Origin of the sequence: uncultured Pseudomonas sp. (assembly GCF_913774235.1) — a bacterium.
In the GTDB taxonomy this organism is placed as follows: Bacteria; Pseudomonadota; Gammaproteobacteria; order Pseudomonadales; family Pseudomonadaceae; genus Chryseomonas.
The window spans coordinates 342,726-360,518 of sequence record NZ_CAJYDW010000016.1; the positions used below are offsets into that span (position 1 = coordinate 342,726).

Genomic DNA, 17,793 nt, shown 5'->3' on the forward strand with positions numbered 1-17,793 from the left:
CGCCTTCTACAGGATTTGCTCTGTTTTACTTTACGGTATTAGCTGCGTAATAATGGCCATTGAGGAAATATGGGTGTAATCGATTGCCTTTTCCTGGGCCGTCATTTAGGGCTAATCAATGATCAAGGTTTTGCATTTTTTCAAGACTTATCTCCCAGATAGTATGGGCGGTATCGAGCAGGTCATCTTTCAGCTTTGTGAAGGTGGGCCGGCTCATGGTGTTGATGCTGAGGTTCTCTATGTCAGCAAGCATGAAAGTTGTCGTGCTGTCCCGATAGGTAATCATGTGTCGCATCGCTCGGCTCAGAACTTTGATGTGGCTTCCACGCCCGTTTCTTTCGCCGCCCTTAGGGATTTCCGAGAGCTATCGGAGTGTGCTGATCTGGTTCATTATCATTTTCCCTGGCCTTTTATGGATATTGGTCATTTTCTCAAGAAGTCTCGTAAGCCGACGGTCTTGACTTACCACTCGGACATCGTCAAGCAAAAAAGTTTGCTAAAGTTATATTCGCCCTTGATGCATAGGTTTTTGGGCGATGTGGATCGTATCGTGGCGTCTTCTGAGAGCTATTACAGGAGTAGTCCCACGTTGAAACACTTTTCCAATAAGGTACAAGTCATCCCCTTTGGTCTCGACGAGGGGTCATATCCGGCGGTAGATTGTCAGCGATTGCAGTATTGGAAGAACCACGTCGGGCAGAAGTTTTTTCTGTTTGTCGGAGCCCTTCGCTACTATAAAGGGCTGACATATCTGCTTCGTGCATTACAGTCAACCGATATGAGGGTCGTGGTCGTTGGGGATGGTCCTATGGCCGACGATCTGAAGCGGGAAGCCCTGGAGTTGAAGCTGCCAAATGTCCATTTCCTTGGGAAACAGTCGGACGAAGATAAGGTCGCTCTACTTCAATTGAGCTATGGCTTTGTTTTCCCATCGCATCTGCGCTCAGAGGCGTTTGGAATGTCATTGCTTGAAGCTGCGATGTTTGGTAAGCCGATGATAACGTGTGAGATCGGCTCTGGAATGAGCGATATAAATATCGATGGCGTCACTGGTTTAAGTGTGCCTCCTGCTGATCCCCAAGCGCTTCGCGCTGCCATGCAAAATCTATGGGAAAATCCGGATATGGCGGCTCGGCTCGGAAGGCAGGCACGAGATCGATATGAGGCTAAATTCCATAGCGATACCATGTTGCAGGCCTACGCCGATTTGTACAGATCTCTCATGTAATCTCTTATGGCGGAGAACTCCACCAGGCCTTATCTGCCTGACTGCATTATGGAGATCACCAAGGCGTGTTCGGTACTGATGGCGTCAGTGGCAGAGTTCTAGGGCTGATCGGTAGCATCTGCTTGTTCTAGGGGTAGGGGAAACGTTCTAAAATCATCGACTTGGGAGGGTGGTCTGAAACCAAAGTTTTCGTAGAATTCCCGCACCCTCTGGTATTCTGCTTGTTGATAATATGGTTGGCATCTTATGTCTTCTAATGAAAGGTCGGAGCTGAATACCGCTCTCAGACTTTGCAAGAATAGTTTTCTGATCATCGCGTTTTTTAGTTTCTTTGCGAACCTTCTACTGCTCGTTCCTTCATTTTACATGCTGGAGGTATATGATCGAGTGATCAGCAGTAGAAGCGGTATGACGCTCGTCATGCTGACGCTGATTATGTTCATATTGATGGTCACCTACGGCTGCCTTGAGTGGGTGAGGTCGCGCATCATGATTCGGGTATCGACGCGCTTGGACCTGATACTGGGTGAGCGCGTTTTCGCGGCTACCTTCAAGCGCTCCCTGTATTCGGCAGGCGCAGCTTCTTCCCCTCAGCCTCTCAGTGACTTGACCGGTTTGCGGCAGTTTCTTACTGGCAGTGGGCTGCTTGCATTCTTCGATCTTCCGTGGATTCCGGTTTACATAGGAATAATGTTTTATTTTCATCCATGGTTTGGAATGCTCACCATCGCGGGCGCTTTGATCTCTCTCTTTCTAGCGTTCATAAACGAAAGGCTTACGGCGGCCCGTCTGGCAGGCGCGAATCGTGAGCAGAGTGCGTTGATTACCATCACCGAGAAGAGTTTGCGAAACGCAGAGGTCGTGGCGTCCATGGGGATGCTGCCTAACCTGACGAGGCGCTGGAAGTCTTTCAGCTACAAGGTTCTGGCGCTACAAAGCAGGGCCAGTGAGCTCGGTACAGCTATCAGCAATCTCTCTCGGACCTGGCGCCTCTTGCTTCAATCCTTCGTCTTGGGATTAGGGGCCTGGCTTGTCATCAACAATCAGATCACCCCCGGTGTGATGACCGCGGCCTCGCTCCTTACCGGGCGTGCCCTGGCTCCCATCGACCAATTGATCGCGAACTGGAAGGGTTTCATAACCGCCCGCGACCAGTACAGGCGATTGGAAGAGGTACTTCGGCAAATTCCCGCCGATCCCGAGCGGATGGCATTGCCAAGCCCCAAGGGCGATCTTCTAGTAGAGCAGCTCTTTGTAACGCCGCCTGGTAGCGGTACGCCCGTTTTAAGAGGAATCAGCTTTCGGGCACCTCCGGGCGCATCGGTGGGGGTGTTAGGGGCAAGCGCGGCAGGTAAGTCAACGCTTGCACGAGCTCTATTGGGCGTCTGGCCCGCTCAAGGCGGCAAGGTTCGGCTGGACGGTGCTGACATGCTCCAATTGGATCGCGCCGCTATCGGCCCCTATCTTGGCTACTTACCTCAGGACATCGAGCTTTTCGAAGGAACGGTGAGTGAGAACATCGCGAGATTCGGGCAGGCCGACGCGGAGAAGGTTGTTCGTGCTGCTCAGACAGCCGGTGTCCACGACATGATCCTACGGCTGCCGCAAGGCTATGACACCTTCATCAGTGCCAGCGGCGGCTCGTTGTCGGGCGGACAACGTCAACGCATCGGCCTTGCCCGGGCGGTCTATGGGGATCCACGCATCGTCATACTGGATGAGCCCAATTCCAATCTCGACGACGTGGGTGAGCGTGCTCTAGGCGAGACCTTGCTTCGCTTGAAGCAGCAGGGGACCACCTTGTTCGTCATTACTCATCGAGCGAACGTGTTGAGTTTCGTCGACAACCTCATCGTGCTCAGTGAAGGGCAGATCGTCCTTTCCGGGCCGCGCGATCAAGTTCTTGCGCAAATGAAGGCGCAGCAAGCAGGTGGCCCCGCAGCAGCGAGTGCCCCCATTCCTCACGCACCCGCTGCGACTGGTCAGTTGCAGGGCAGGCCGACATGAAGAATCTGCAAGACGTTTATCGCGAAGCTCAGCATGCCGGCTTGAAAATTGATGATGCGCCTATTCGTCGGCTCGGTCTGATGATCCTGTTCGTGGTATTCGGCCTCGGCGGTGGCTGGGCCGCGCTTGCTCCGCTCAATAGCGCTGCAGTGGCAACGGGTGTCGTCTCAGTAGATAGCTATCGCAAGACGGTGCAGCATCTGGAGGGTGGCATCGTGCGCGAGATAAGGGTGCATGATGGCGATGTTGTTCGAGCAGGGGATGTCCTGATCGTGCTGGACAGTACGCAGGCCGGAGCCGAAATGGAGGCTGTCAGAAATCAGCTGATTGCAGTACAGGCGCAGGAGGCGCGCCTGATTGCTGAGCGGGATGATGCGGATGACGTCAGCTTTACTTCCAGTGACCAGATGCCTGTGGACCGGCGAGTGCAGGAAGCACGGGCAAGCGAGCGTCAGATCTATATAGCCGGTCGCAATGCCCGACGGGGCGAGATAGATGTGCTGCAGAACCGTGCAGCGGAATTGGCGCAACAGATAAGTGGATTGGAAGCCATCATCCGCAATAAGGAAGAATTGGCTCTGTCCTACAAGCGTGAAATCAAGGATCTTGCGGGTCTTCTCAAAGAGGGTTTCATCAGCAGCGAAAGACTCCGCGATCAGGAGCGCAACCTTTCACGACTCGAGGCGGAGATAGCCGAGCACCGTTCCGCCATCGCGCGCGCCAAGGTACAAGTGGGAGAAACACGCCTGCAGATGCTACAGGCAACCCAGAAATTCAAATCCGACGTGGCGGGCAAATTGGCTGACGCCCAGGCGCGGATCTATGAAGCACGTGAGCGCCTGGCGGCGCTGCAGGACAGATACCGTCGCACTGAAATAAGGGCGCCGGTGGATGGCCAGGTCATGGGCCTTACCTTGCATACGCCTGGTGGAGTGGTTCAGCCAGGTACCAGCCTGCTTGAAATAGTACCTGAAGCCGCGAGGCTGGTAGTCGAAGTACACATCGAGCCCAAGGATATCGATAGGGTTGCGCTGGGTACCTCGGCGGAAGTACGTTTCAGCGCTTTCAGTAACGCCACGACTCCTATCCTGGAAGGTACCCTCGTCTATGTATCTGCTGATCGTATGGTCAGCGAACGTGACGGTACGCCTTATTACCTGGGACGAGTCAAGCTTACGGAGCAGGGACTTCGCGATCTCGGTTCACGAGTGCTGGTCCCGGGCATGCCGGCGGAGGTCCTCATCAACACAGGATCTCGTACGTTGCTGCAATACCTGATGAAGCCCGCACGCAATGCGATGGCTCGCTCCATGCTCGAGGAGTAGCCAGTCATGAGATGGAGCGCTATCGCTTTGATCTTGGCGACGAGCTGGGCAAATGCAGAGGTACCCAGCTCAGCTGCTAGCCAGGACTATATCGACCTGTGGCAGCTTTATCGCCAAAGCTCGACCTCCGATCCTCGAATCCTGGGTGCCGAGGCCCAGGTACGTAATCTGGAGGGGCAGGAACGCGCCGCCTTCGGACAACTGCTTCCCCAGCTCAGCGGTGGGGCCTCTTCAAGCCGGGTGCGGCGAGAGGAAGCGTCGCAAAGGCTGAGATATAGCGGTGAGAGCTATAGCATCAATCTCAGTCAGGCCCTTTACAACCCTGCTGCTTGGCGCGGATTCAAGCGCTACGAGCAATTGACTGAGCAGTACAAGGCGCAGTCCGATGACGCCAGGATCCAGTCCGCCGCTGACCTGGTGGAGCGCTACTTCAATGTGTTGGCAGCAGAAGATGAAGTGGAACTCGTCGTTGCGCAAAGAGCTACAACTCAGCGGAACCTGGATCGTGTTAGGGCTTTGCTGGAGCGACAAATGGGGACCGTGACCGATGTACTGCAGATCGCGGCCAAGGTCGATAGCCTGAACTCTCAGGAAATACAGGCACGCAACGCAGCACAGGTTGCTCGGGAGGAGCTAGGGGAGCTCACTGGAAAGACGGTCTACCAGCCGTTGAAGCGACTCAATCCAGGCGCCCAACTCGAGATGCCCCAGGGCGATGAATCGCTGTGGGTAAACATGGCCATAGCGAATAATCCAGCGCTGAAAGCCAAACAGAAGGCAGTCGAGGCAGCGGGTTACGGCATCTCAGAGGCCCAGGCCGGTCACTTGCCAACGTTGAGTTTCAACCTGGGTGCACAGCGTAGCGACTTCGCCTACGAAAATGTCTTGGCTTCTTCGGACATCAATACCTACTCGGCCACCATAAGTTTGCAGATACCTCTCTACAGCGGCGGTTCTACGAGTGCCAGGGTCGAAAGCTTCTATGGGGCCAAGGACGCTGCGGAGCAGGATTATGAAGCGATCCGTAGGCAGGTAGCCAAGGAAACCAAGACTGCCTACATGCAAAGTGCCAGTGATCTTTCCCTGATCGCGTCATCAAGAAAGGCATTGGAATCGGCTGTCAAAGCCCGCGAGGTCAGCGAAAGGTCCCTTAGCCTGAGTGTGGTCACGGCAGTGGATGTATTGAGCGCGGTTCAGCAAGAATTCAGTGCCAGACGTGACTATCTTAAGGCGCAATATAACTTCGTGACCAATCAGTTAGTTTTGTTGCGCTGGAGTGGTGGCTTTCAAGAGTCCGATATCAGAAGGATCAATGAGTGGCTGGTCGTACCCAAGCCGTCAGCAACGGTCCCGGATTCAGGCACGAAGAGCAAGGGTTAACCACCGCTCAAAAAAAGCCCGCATTTGCGGGCTTTGTTCGGTCAGACCCAATCGGTACTTCCTACCAGTTGGATGAATCCATTCTGGCCTTCCGTAAGCTGATGGTTTTCCGCAGAGTTGGTGAATTGGATCATCGCCGTTCCTCGGCTCATGCCTTGATCCAGCTGACCCTTCCAGTAGTCAATACCGCCTTGATCGCCATTGCGGTGCAGAATGGTGCTGTAAAGCTGCTGGGCAAAACCCGTGTTGTCCACCGCATTGTACCGCTGAGCAAACTCAGTGGACTGCGAGAACGTATTGGCGATGGTTTGAAAGGTCGTGCCCGCAGCCAGTTTGTCAATCCAGTATTGCAGACCGCCCGTTTCGGGCATGCGATCAAAAACGGTATAAAGCCGTGCAACCTCTGCCTGAGCATTGTCCAGGATAAAAACGTTTCGATCTTGAAAGCTCAAGACATTCATGTCGTGCAAGGCAATACTCTTACTGCCATTCGTGGCATCCAAGTGAACGATGTTCGCTTGGTCGGTATAGCGGTTGTAACTCTGCGAACTCCCGGAAAGATAGATGGTATCTATACCTGCTCCGCCCAGTACTGTGCTGGATTTACTGGAGTCCAAAACCAGCTGGCTTTCAAAGATAGTGTCGGAATAGCTGGTACCAAAGGCGGCGCCCTTTTGGTAAACCATATCCGCGTCGGTCCAGGCGGTGTGATCAACAATCTTAATGAACCCAGAATTTCCTTCGGTCCGCCGATGATTTTCATCCGCGTTGGTGAAGGATATCATCGCATCGCCTCGGCTCAAGCCATTGTCTAATAGGCTCTTCCAGTACGCGATGCCACCGCTGTCGCCCGTACGACCGAGAATAGTCTGATACAGTTGGCCAGCAAATCCTGCATTATCGACGGCATTATAGCGTTGGGCAAATTCCTGAGACTGGGAGAAGCTGTCAGCTATTGTTTTAAAGCTGGTGCCATGCGCATAGGCATTCACCCAGTAGGCAAGGCCCTGGAAATCAGGTGTTCTGTTGAAAACGGTGAAGAGGCGAGCAATCTGCGCCTGATCTTCAGTCATTACATAGAGCGTTTTGTCATTGAAGACCAGTGCATTGACGTCGTGCAAGTAGCTCGTGTTGCCGGTTGAAAAATTATAGACCCGAAGCGACCCGTCAGAAGAGTCTTTGCTGATGAAATAGTCGTTGTATCGGCCGCTCATCATCAGGGCGTCCGCGCCTTGATAGGCGTAAACCTGGGTTGTCTTGGACGAGTCAAAGCCTAGTTGATATTCGTAGAATATGTCGTACAGCTTTGTGCCGCTCGAGACGCCAGGGCCGGTTGGCTTATACTGACTATCGGCCAACAGATCATCGTTGGCGGAGATTTGCTGATTGAGCCACGTATAGTTATTGCCCGTGAGAGCGGCGTACCAGGAGAAGGTATCGTTCTGATCGCCAGCGGATAGCACACCGCGGATGTTCCCATTGGCATCTAGTAGCGGGCCGCCCGATGCTCCAGCGCCAAGGCCGTCGTTTACGTAGAAGATCGGATAGCTGGGGTAGTAGGTCGCGGTTCCAGTCTCTTGCATAAGACCGGTTCCGCTCGCGGGATAGCCGAGCATCGTGCCATTGAATCCAGACTGACTGGAAGAGTAGCCAAGCGAGCCGGTAATGTTGCCGAGATTTACATCCAGGCCTATCAGTGCAAGATCGTGTCCTGACTCGTCCGGGCTAGGTACTCCGTCGCCGTTGGTGTCCCAGTTGCCTGAGTAGCCGATAACCCGACGAGCGCCGTAGGTTCCCAGCTCCGCCGAAAAGGCGCCAGTGTGCTCGTCCACATCGGCAGCGGGAGTCACTACGATCTTGGTTGCCCAGCCGCCGTGGTCTGCACTGTAGACAACGTGGAGCGCCGTCAATACATCGTTCGCACCCACGACGGTTCCAGAACCCCGGAAGACGGTGCCATCGGAAAAATAGGTCTGGATGTAGCAGACCTGCTTGTAGGGGGAGACGTTGCGGAACGTGACTTCATTCATCCTGAAAGCACCAATAGCCCTTTGTGTTGAGAATGATACATAACGTTTTGTGACGCGGTACTCATTGGGTGGGTTGTCTATCGCTCCATTTGAGCCGTTCGGCACTCTGAGTCGTCATGCTTGACCTTCTGCGAAGCCTTCTACAATGGTGTTCTCCGGGCCGGCGCTGAGGGATCACGCGTGTATGGCCGCGATTCACCGGATAGCCATCGCGTCCAGATTCAGCCGATCTCAGCAGACGAGGCGACAGGCTCGTGACTCCGGAGAACGAAACCGCCGCGGTGCTCAAGGCCTAGGACACGGGTACGTGGCTCATCCTCCCTGTCGAGTCAGGCCGCACAAGAGACGCCACGCTATCGTGGCGTAATCTGATTGCCGCCACTCTCGTTTGCGGGTCTCTACCTCAACTGCCTCTGCGAATAGAAATGGACGTTAAACGGCTCTGTCGAGGCATTGAAGAAACTTCTATCACCAGGGATAGGCTATCAACATCGCAAAACACCTATGTCATTCGCTGGTAAATTCGAAAGACAGCATTCATATCGCTTGATGACGGCGATATATCGATAGAATTGATAATTCCAGACAGCCACTGAAAGTTTATTCTCCGGCTGCAAAGTAAGCGTGGCCATCTTGGTTGGTCGGGAGTTAGAGAATTCAAAGCAAGTCTTATCATGGCGCTTTCGTTATTGTTTTTTGCTGATTCGCCAGGGCGGCGAAAAATGCGTCTGTTCTCTCTATATCTTGGCTCCAGCGAATGCATCATAAATTTGGATGCAGTTCTTTCCTTGAGCTGTGACGGCAAATGCAGAGCGCAGTACCGTCGTTGAGGCCTGCTGATAGTGGATCCGGGCAAGATCTGTCTCAATGGCTGATCAGGTGTGACATGCCTGACACGCGGGCAGGTAGGAACAGTCACGTATTTCTGACTGGTATTCAGTACGAAAGGCGTGGCCTGAAGAGACTGTTCTTCATTCTGCTAGATCTGGGCCTGCCTACAGCAGGCAGCTCACCTGTGCCCGGAAATGACGCTGTTTTATTCGCGTGCCTGATCATGTGACCGAGCTAGATTCTGTACGAAAAATCGCCGAGCGAAGGTCAGGCGAGGCCTAGGCGGCCCCGCGAAAAAAGCTGAGGAAGCGGATCGGACTCGCGCTCAAGTCTACGAACGGTAAATGAGCATTGCGACGGGGCCACCTTGGCCGGGCTGGCGCCCCAGGCCTTTTTCAACGAGGCATCACCAAGCGCAGGCATTTTTCGTACAGAACTTAGATACAAGCTATGTTGCAAAGGTCTATCGCTACGCAAGCGACGGCCGGGAATAGCCATCTGGCGGATACAAAAAAGCCCCGAACTGATTCGGGGCTTCTAGGGATGCTGGTGCCGGCACCAGGAGTCGAACCCGGGACCTACTGATTACAAGTCAGTTGCTCTACCAGCTGAGCTATACCGGCAAGGGGACGCCATTATAGCCATGGAAAAGCCCTTGTAAACCAAGGATGTGCGCTGGTTAAGCCAGGCGTAAGCACGGCGCGGTAAAATGAAAGCTGAAGCTGCAAGGAGCCTCTGATGAGAGCCAAGACCCTGGCCGTACTGGCCGCTGCACTGGCGGGTTGCACCAGCCAGGCGAATCTGGAGCGCAATCCGCCGATGGAGCTGCGCACGGGCAAGAGTGCCGAGGATTACCGGAGCTGTCTGGTGGCCGGGCTGGAGAAGGATGGGCGCCACGTGGAGGTCCAGCCGCAGGGGAACAGCCAGCGAGTGCTGGTGGATAGCAAGGTACCTGGGGCGACCGCGGCGATCATCGATATTGGCTCGGCGTCGCGCGGGACGCGAGTCCAGTTGCGTGAGCAGATGGCGAACAATCCGTTGCGGCCGCGGGCTATTCTGACGGTGGTGAAGGATTGCCTGTGAGTTGAGTGGCTGGGCGGCCCTCACCCCAGCCCTCTCCCCAAGGGAGAGGGGGAAGAGCGGGTTGCCCGTGGTTGCTTAGGCTTGGCGAGGCAACCGCCGTCATCACCTGGAAAGGCAGATACAAGAAGGGCGCCCTCGGGCGCCCTTCTTGCGTTCGGCTGCCTGGGATCAGGCGGCCGGTTGGTTGCGGCGCTGCGGGACCGGCTCGGCAGCGCGCTGGCCGTTGACGTCACGCAGCGGGGTACCCCGTACCGGGGCGCCGTTGGCGACGTAGTAGGCGGCGTTGCTGCGCGGCAGTGGGGCGCGGCCGCGGATTTTGTCGGCGATCTTCTCGGCGATCATGATGGTCGGGGCGTTGAGGTTGCCCGTGGCGATGATCGGCATGATGGAGGCATCCACCACGCGCAGGCCTTCCAGGCCGTGGACACGACCGGCGCCGTCGACCACCGCCATGTCATCGGTACCCATCTTGTTGGAGCAGGAGGGGTGGTAGGCGGTCTCGGCGTGGGAGCGCACGAAGGCGTCCAGCTGGGCGTCGGTCACGCAATCGCGGCCCGGGTTGATCTCTTCGCCACGGTAGGGATCCAGCGCCGGCTGCTGCATGATCTCGCGGGTCAGGCGGATGCCGTCGCGGAATTCGCGCCAGTCCTGCTCGGTGCTCATGTAGTTGAACAGGATGCTGGGATGCTGGCGCGGATCGCGCGAGGTCAGTTCGATGCGGCCGCGGCTGGGCGAACGCATGGAGCCGACGTGGGCCTGGAAGCCATGGGCCTCGATGGCGTTGGTGCCGTTGTAATTGATGGCGATCGGCAGGAAGTGGTACTGGATGTTGGGCCAGTCGAATTCCTCGCTGGAACGGATGAAGCCGCCCGCCTCGAAGTGGTTGGTGGCGCCCAGGCCGGTACCCTTGAGCATCCACTCCAGACCAATCTGCGGCTGGTTGTACCACTTCAGCGCCGGGTACAGGGAGACTGGCTGCTTGCACTCGTACTGCAGGTACATCTCCAGGTGGTCCTGCAGATTCTGGCCGACGCCGGGCAGGTCGTGGATCACCGGGATGTCGAAGCGCCGCAGCAGCGGCGCGGGGCCGACGCCGGAGCGCTGCAGGATCTGCGGCGAGGCGATGGCGCCGGCGCAGAGCAGGACTTCACGGCGAGCGCGCGCGGTGATGGCGTCCAGGGAATCGCCCTTCATGTAGGCGACACCGCTGGCGCGCTTGCCGTCGAAGAGGATGCGATCGGTGGTGGCGTGGGTGACGATGGTCAGGTTCGGGCGACCCTTGGCCTGGTCCAGGTAGCCACGCGCGGTGCTGGAGCGACGACCGTCGGGGGTGACGAAGCGGTCCATCGGGCCGAAGCCTTCCTGCTGGTAGCCGTTGAGGTCTTCGGTGCGCGGATAGCCGGCCTGGACACCCGCCTCGACCATGGCTTCGAACAGCGGATTGGTGTTCGGCTTGGCGGTGGTCACCGAGACCGGGCCGTCGCCACCGTGCCAGTCGTTGGCGCCGGCGTCACGGCGCTCAGCCTTGCGGAAATAGGGCAGGCAGTCGAGATAGGTCCAGTCTTCCAGGCCGTCGAGCTGCGCCCAGTTGTCGTAGTCCAGGGCGTTGCCGCGGATGTAGCACATGCCGTTGATCAACGAAGAGCCACCCAGGCCCTTGCCGCGGCCGCATTCCATCCGGCGGTTGTCCATGTGCGGCTCGGGCTCGGTCTGGTAGGCCCAGTTGTATCTCTTGCCCTGCAGCGGATAGGCCAGGGCGGCCGGCATCTGGGTGCGAAAGTCCAGGCGATAGTCGGGGCCGCCGGCTTCCAGCAGCAGGACGGTGACGTCCTGGTCTTCGGTCAGCCGGGTGGCCAGGACGTTGCCGGCCGAGCCGGCGCCGATGACGATGTAGTCGAATTCGTGTGCCATGAAGTTTCTCCTCCTGACGGTGGGTGGGACGGTGGCCCCATCCCCGGACCCTCTCCTGGCGGAGAGGGGAGAAAAGCGCTGCCTGGGGCGGCTTAGAAAATCGAGGCGTAGTCGCCCAGCTCGACCTGCACCGACTTGATGCGGGTGTAGTGGCCGAGGGTGGAGATACCGTTTTCGCGACCGACGCCGGACTGCTTGTAGCCACCGACGGGCATCTCGGCGGGGGATTCGCCCCAGGTGTTGATCCAGCAGATGCCGGCTTCCAGGCGATGGATCAGGCGATGGGCGCGGGCCAGGTCGCGGGTCACGACGCCAGCGGCCAGACCGAACTCGGTGGCGTTGGCGCGACGGATGACTTCGTCCTCGTCGCTATAGGCCAGGATGCTCATGACCGGGCCGAAGATCTCTTCGCGGACGATGGTCATGTCGTCGCGGCAGTCGGTGAAGACGGTGGGGGTGATGAAGGCACCCTTGGCCAGGGCGCCGTCGGTAGCCCGCTCGCCGCCGGTCAGCAGGCGGGCACCCTCGGCGCGACCCTTGGCGATGTAGCCGAGCACGCTCTCCATGTGGGCGAAGCTAACCATGGGGCCGAAGTTGGTCTCGGCCGCCAAGGGGTCGCCCAGGCGGATGCGCTTGACGCGTTCGAGGATCTTGGCTTCGAACTCGGCCTTGAGCGCCTGGGGCACGAAGACGCGGGTACCGTTGGTGCAGACCTGGCCGGAGCTGAAGAAGTTGGCCATGACGGCGATGTCGGCGGCGCGCTCCAGGTCGGCGTCGGCGCAGACGATCAGCGGCGACTTGCCACCCAATTCCATGGTGACCTCCTTGAGCGTCGAGCCGGCGGCGCTGGCCATGACCTTCTTGCCGGTGTCCACGCCGCCGGTGAAGGAGACCTTCTCGATGCCGGGATGCTCGGTGATGGCGGCGCCGATCTCGCGGCCCTGGCCATTGATGACGTTGAACACGCCATCGGGCAGGCCGGCCTCGGTGTAAATCTCGGCCAGCTTCAGGGCGCTTAGCGGGGTGACTTCGCTGGGTTTGAAGATCATGGCGTTGCCGGCGGCCAGGGCCGGAGCGGATTTCCACAGAGCGATCTGGATCGGGTAATTCCAGGCGCCGATGCCGGCGACCACGCCCAGCGGCTCGCGACGGGTATAGATGAAGGAGGTCTCGCGCAGGGGAATCTGCTCGCCTTCCAGGGCGGGGATCAGGCCGGCGTAGTACTCGAGCACGTCGGCACCGGTGACGATGTCGACCGCCTGGGTCTCGGACAGGGCCTTGCCGGTGTCGAGGGTTTCCAGCAGGGCCAGCTCGTCGTTGCGCTCGCGGAGGATGTCCACCGCCTTGCGCAGGATGCGCGAGCGCTGCATGGCGGTCATCGCGGCCCAGACCTTCTGGCCGGCGGCGGCGGCTTCGACGGCCTTGTCGACGTCGGCACGGCTGGCGCGCTGGACGTTGGCCAACACTTCACCGGTAGCCGGGTTGATGGTTTCGAAGGTGACGCCGCTGGTGGCGGCAACGTAGCGACCACCGATGTAGAGCTGCTGTTCGGCGAAACGGGCCATGACGATCTCCCAAGCTGGGCGGGCGCCGTGGCACCCGCGAGGAACACAGGGGGAGCGAAAGACGAAGGCTTTCTGCTCCAGCGATGAAGCCAGTCTACTTAATTTTTATTGAACGTTCAATCAATGAAAAATTCGCAGACGATGCCGAGTCGGGCGATGAGCGGCCTAGAGCGGTTCTGTCGAAGTGGGGATGAAGCCGAAAGGCGGGAGGGGCACCCTGGCCGCAACGGACCGGCCAGGGTGGCAGACTTGGCGGGGCTCAGGCCTTGGCCAGTTGCAGGTCCAGGTAGTCGTAGGCGATCTGCAGCGCTTGCTGGGTATTGAAGGTGTCGCCGGAGAGAGCGCCACGCAGCCAGAGGCCATCGATGATGGCAGCCAGGCCGCGGGCGGCGGCGCGGGCCTGGTCGCGAGGCAGCAGGCGACGGAATTGCCAGCAGAGGTTGGAGTAGAGGCGCAGGTCGTTAATGCGTTGCAGGCGACGCAGGTTGGGCTGGTGCATGCTGGTGGCCCAGAAGGCCAGCCAGGTCTTCATGGCCGGCCCACTGACCTGGGTATCGTCGAAGTTGCCCTGGATGATGGCGCGCAGGTTGGCAGCGGGATCGTCATCAGGGAGAGCGGCGCGGCGTTCGCGCACGGCCTGACGCAGGGCATTCATCAGATGCCGCATGGTGGCTTCGAGCAGACCGTTCTTGTCTTGGAAATAGTGGCTGATGATGCCGTTGGAGACGCCGGCCTTGCGGGCGATGAAGGCGATACTGGCGTCGCCCATGCCGACTTCGTCGACGGCTTCGAGGGTCGCGGCGATGAGCTGCGAGCGGCGGATGGGTTGCATCCCGACCTTGGGCACGGAGCGTCTCCTAATAGAGCGGAAGGAGCCTCCGAGGGTAACTATTTTTTATTGAACGTTCAATCAATAAAAAATGCCACGGCCTCCTGGATTGTGCCTTGGCTAAGGCAGCAGCACCAGTCCTGACGGGTGGTTACTTTTAATAACTGCCCGGAGGGCGTAGGCTGGAGTCAGTTCTGCTTCGAGGATCGCCATGGACGCCGTGGTCAGTCGTATCTCCAGTCGCCGTCGTTTGCATGCCCACGCCTGTCCGATCCGGGATGTGCTGGATCGGATCGGCGATGCCTGGTCCTTGCTGACGTTGTTCACCCTGGAGACCGGTCCGCTGCGCTTCAACGAATTGCGCCGGCGCGTCGACGGTATATCCCAGCGCATGCTCAGCGTGACCCTGCGCCAGCTGGAGCGTGATGGCCTGATCTCGCGCACGGTGACGCCGAGCAAGCCGCCCCAGGTGGAGTACGCCCTTACCGAGCTGGGCCAGAGCCTGATGGTGCCGGTAGGTGCCCTGGCCGCCTGGGCGTCCGCGAAGCAGCCTCTCATTCAGCGCCACAGGGCGGCCTACGATCAGGCCGCCGAGGAGATCCCTGATGACTCGTCTCTCTAAGACCGCCCTGTCGGTCCTCGACCTTGTCCCCATTCGCGACGATGGCGATGCGACCCAGGCGCTGCACAATGCCCTGACCTTGGCACGGCACGTCGAACAGCTCGATTTCTCCCGTTACTGGGTGGCGGAGCACCACAACATGGACGGTATCGCCAGCTCCGCGACCAGCGTGCTGCTGGGTTATCTGGCCGCCGGCACCAGTACCCTGCGCCTGGGCTCGGGCGGCATCATGCTGCCCAACCACGCGCCCCTGGTGGTAGCCGAGCAGTTCGGCACCCTGGCGTCGCTGTATCCGGGGCGCATCGAGCTGGGCCTCGGCCGCGCACCGGGTTCGGACCAGCGCACCGCCTATGCCCTGCGCCGCGATCGCCTGGGCAGTTCCGACGACTTCCCGCGCGATGTCGAAGAGCTGCAGCATTATTTCGGCCCGCAGCAGCCCGGCCAGGGCGTGATCGCCATGCCCGGCGTGGGCACCGAGGTGCCGATCTGGTTGCTGGGTTCGAGTCTGTTCAGTGCCCAGCTGGCGGCGGCCAAGGGGCTGCCCTATGCCTTCGCTTCGCACTTCGCGCCGCGCTACGTGCATGAGGCGATCCGCCTGTATCGGGAGAACTTCCAGCCGTCCAAGACGCTCGACCGCCCCTATGTGATGCTCGGCGTGCCTCTAGTGGCGGCCGACAGCGACGACGAGGCCAATTACCTGGCGACCACCCTCTACCAGCGCATCCTGGCGCTGTTCCGCGGCGACAGCCTGCGCCTGCAGCCGCCGGTACGCAGCATGGAGGGCGTCTGGTTGCCCCACGAGAAGGAGTCGGTGTCGAGCTTCCTCGGCATGGCGGTGATCGGCGGACCGGACCGGGTGCGCGAGCGCCTGGAACTGTTGCTGGAGAAGACCGATGCCGACGAGCTGATCTTCACCTGCGACGTCTATGAGCAGGCTGATCGTCTGCGGGCGTTTTCGATTCTGGCGGATCTGAAGGGCGGTTGATGGGGTTGGGGAGTGTTGGGCTTCGCTGCGCTCAACCTAACCTTCGGCTCATTGCGGCCATGGCGATCCGCCTCTAGGCCCCATAGAAATCCTTCGTTGCACTGATCGCGGCCATGGGCCGCTCCTACAGTAATGCCTGAACCTGTAGGAGCGGCCCATGGCCGCGATGGCTTTACAAGAAGCCGAGGTCCGTAGCCGTGTCGTATGGAAAACCGCGGCAGCGTTTTCCACAGGCGAGCGGTTGGGCGGAAGGTGGATAAGGCTCAGAGAAAGGTGAACACCTGCTCGCGGCTCAGGCGGGACTTGGGCAGGGCGGCGTTGAAGTCGCTTTCGCCGCGATAGCCGAGGCCGACCACCACCAGGGCGGTGTAGCCCTGTTCGCGCAGACCCAGTTCCTTATCCAGGCTGTTGGCGTCGAAGCCTTCCATGGGGGTGGCGTCGATGCCCAGCGCGGCGGCGCCCAGCAGCAGGGTGCCCAGAGCCAGGTAGGTCTGCTTCTCCATCCAGTGCTGGACGTCCTTGCGCTCATGGCGATGCAGGTCGACGAAGTGACGACGGGTGCCGTCCTGGGCGGCGCGCGCCTCGGGCTTGGCGAAGCGGCCGTCCTGGGCTTCCTGTTCCAGTACCTGGGCCAGATGGTCCTCGGTCATTTCCAGGCGGGTGCAGAGCACGACGACGTGGGAGGCCGGCAAGACCTTGGGTTCGTTGTAGGGGCTCTGCATGCCACGGGCGACACGGGCCTTGGCCTCGGCGCCGGCCGCGACCACGAAGTGCCAGGGTTGGGAGTTGACCGAGGACGGCGCTTGACGCAAGAGCTCCAGCAATTCCTCGACCTGCTCGGCGGGAATGCTGCGGGAGCCGTCGAAGGCCTTGGTGGTGTAGCGGGTACGGGCGATCTGGGACAGCTGCATGGGTCGATTCCTGATCGGGGGTGGGCGTCGCGCCCCAAGGGGCGCGGCGATAAGGTGAAGCCTGGCAGAGTACTCAGAAGCCTTCCAGCACCAGCTTGCCGCGTGCCTGATGGCTTTCCAGCAGGGCGTGGGCGCGCCGGAGGTTGGCGGCGTCGATGCGACCGAGGTGTTCGCCCAGGGTGGTCTTGAGGGTGCCCTGGTCGACCAGCTGGGCGACCCGTTCGAGGATCTCGTGCTGGCGCACCTTGTCCGGGGTCTGGAACAGTGAGCGGGTGAACATCAGCTCCCAATGCAGCGACAGGGACTTGAGCTTCATCGGCACGGCATCGAGTTGTTCGGGATCGTCGATCACCGCCAGGCGACCCTGGGGCCGCAGCGCCTCGACGAGTTGAGCGTAGTGCTGGTCGGTGTGGGTGAGGCTGGCGACCAGCGTCACGCCGTCCAGGCCGAGGGCTTCCAGTTGCGGGCGCAGCGGCTGGTGGTGGTCGATGACGTGGTGGGCACCGAGTTCGCGTACCCAGTCCTGGGTTTCGGCGCGGGAAGCGGTGCCGATCACGGTCAGCTCGGTGAGCTGGCGGGCCAGCTGGACCAGCACGGAGCCGACGCCCCCCGCAGCACCCATCACCAGCAGTTGCTGACCGGCGCCTCCGCCTTCGGCGACGCCGAGGCGATCGAACAGCAGCTCCCAGGCGGTGACGGCGGTCAGCGGCAGGGCGGCGGCCTGGGCATGGTCGAGGCTCTTGGGCTTGTGCCCGGCCAGGTGCTCGTCCACCAGGTGCAGCTCGCTGTTGCAGCCAGGGCGGAACAGCTCGCCGGCATAGTAGACCTCGTCACCCACGGCGAAGCGGCTGACGGCGCTGCCCACTTCGCGGACCACGCCGGAAACGTCCCAGCCCAGCACCTTGGATTCGCGCTCCACCAGGCCCTGGCGCACCTTGGTGTCGACCGGGTTGACCGCGACGGCGCGGACTTCCACCAGCAGGTCATGGGCACCGGGGGTGGGCGCGGGCAGCTCGACGTCCTGCAGGGCACGGGGATCGCTGGCGGGCAGGGTGATGTCACCGTGGACGATGGCTTTCATGGTGG

At 59.7% G+C, this 17,793-nt stretch carries 13 protein-coding genes and 1 tRNA gene; 7 read left to right on the top strand and 7 right to left on the bottom strand.

The features are described 5' to 3' along the window. Positions 1–121 precede the first annotated feature (121 nt). The 4 genes from QZ471_RS16795 to QZ471_RS16810 all read left to right on the top strand — a co-directional run bounded on the left by QZ471_RS16795 (position 122) and on the right by QZ471_RS16810 (position 5,940). The gene (locus QZ471_RS16795; protein WP_295465970.1) at positions 122–1,228 is read left to right on the top strand and encodes a glycosyltransferase family 4 protein; all 1,107 of its coding nucleotides are present in this window, start codon (positions 122–124) and stop codon (positions 1,226–1,228) included. Between the two features lie 246 nt (positions 1,229–1,474). After that, positions 1,475–3,235 (top strand): type I secretion system permease/ATPase, encoded by a 1,761-nt coding sequence (locus QZ471_RS16800; RefSeq protein ID WP_295465840.1) that lies wholly within the window; start codon positions 1,475–1,477, stop codon positions 3,233–3,235. Further along, positions 3,232–4,560: an HlyD family type I secretion periplasmic adaptor subunit gene (locus QZ471_RS16805; protein WP_295465842.1), complete on the top strand. Its 1,329-nt coding sequence runs from the start codon at positions 3,232–3,234 to the stop codon at positions 4,558–4,560. The genes QZ471_RS16800 and QZ471_RS16805 overlap by 4 nt, the downstream gene beginning before the upstream one ends. A gap of 6 nt (positions 4,561–4,566) precedes the next feature. After that, a complete protein-coding gene (locus QZ471_RS16810) occupies positions 4,567–5,940 on the top strand; it encodes a TolC family outer membrane protein (protein WP_295465843.1) in 1,374 nt (457 codons plus the stop codon). A 41-nt stretch (positions 5,941–5,981) separates the two neighbouring features. On the opposite strand, the gene QZ471_RS16815 is transcribed toward QZ471_RS16810, so the two are convergent. Together QZ471_RS16815 and QZ471_RS16820 are read right to left on the bottom strand one after the other, a co-directional pair. Then, the gene (locus QZ471_RS16815) at positions 5,982–7,970 is read right to left on the bottom strand and encodes a DUF4214 domain-containing protein (RefSeq protein ID WP_295465855.1); all 1,989 of its coding nucleotides are present in this window, start codon (positions 7,968–7,970) and stop codon (positions 5,982–5,984) included. 1,378 nt (positions 7,971–9,348) lie between these two features. Then, a tRNA-Thr gene (locus QZ471_RS16820) sits at positions 9,349–9,424 on the bottom strand. Positions 9,425–9,539: 115 nt separating this feature from the next. Here QZ471_RS16820 and QZ471_RS16825 point away from each other — a divergent pair. Beyond that, the gene (locus QZ471_RS16825; protein WP_295465857.1) at positions 9,540–9,884 is read left to right on the top strand and encodes a hypothetical protein; all 345 of its coding nucleotides are present in this window, start codon (positions 9,540–9,542) and stop codon (positions 9,882–9,884) included. Between the two features lie 168 nt (positions 9,885–10,052). Here QZ471_RS16825 and betA read toward each other — a convergent pair whose 3' ends face one another. The 3 genes from betA to betI form a co-directional block, all read right to left on the bottom strand. Further along, complete coding sequence (gene betA, locus QZ471_RS16830) at positions 10,053–11,795, bottom strand: choline dehydrogenase (RefSeq protein WP_295465859.1); 1,743 nt, start codon at positions 11,793–11,795, stop codon at positions 10,053–10,055. A gap of 92 nt (positions 11,796–11,887) precedes the next feature. Then, positions 11,888–13,360: a betaine-aldehyde dehydrogenase gene (gene betB, locus QZ471_RS16835; RefSeq protein WP_295465861.1), complete on the bottom strand. Its 1,473-nt coding sequence runs from the start codon at positions 13,358–13,360 to the stop codon at positions 11,888–11,890. Between the two features lie 259 nt (positions 13,361–13,619). After that, entirely contained in the window at positions 13,620–14,207 is a 588-nt protein-coding gene (gene betI, locus QZ471_RS16840) for a transcriptional regulator BetI (protein WP_295465863.1), read from the bottom strand. A gap of 193 nt (positions 14,208–14,400) precedes the next feature. Here betI and QZ471_RS16845 point away from each other — a divergent pair, with 193 nt between their 5' ends. Further along, on the top strand, positions 14,401–14,811 hold the full coding sequence (locus QZ471_RS16845) for a helix-turn-helix domain-containing protein (RefSeq protein ID WP_295465865.1): 411 nt from the start codon (positions 14,401–14,403) through the stop codon (positions 14,809–14,811). Then, entirely contained in the window at positions 14,795–15,796 is a 1,002-nt protein-coding gene (locus QZ471_RS16850; protein ID WP_295465867.1) for an LLM class flavin-dependent oxidoreductase, read from the top strand. Before QZ471_RS16845 ends, QZ471_RS16850 begins: the two co-directional genes overlap by 17 nt. 263 nt (positions 15,797–16,059) lie before the next feature. Here the strand turns inward: QZ471_RS16850 and nfsB are convergent, their stop codons facing one another. Together nfsB and QZ471_RS16860 are read right to left on the bottom strand one after the other, a co-directional pair. Further along, complete coding sequence (nfsB, locus tag QZ471_RS16855; RefSeq protein ID WP_295465869.1) at positions 16,060–16,707, bottom strand: oxygen-insensitive NAD(P)H nitroreductase; 648 nt, start codon at positions 16,705–16,707, stop codon at positions 16,060–16,062. A 73-nt stretch (positions 16,708–16,780) separates the two neighbouring features. Next, positions 16,781–17,788, bottom strand: coding sequence for a zinc-binding alcohol dehydrogenase family protein (locus QZ471_RS16860; RefSeq protein ID WP_295465871.1), 1,008 nt, complete (start codon positions 17,786–17,788; stop codon positions 16,781–16,783). Positions 17,789–17,793: the final 5 nt, after the last annotated feature.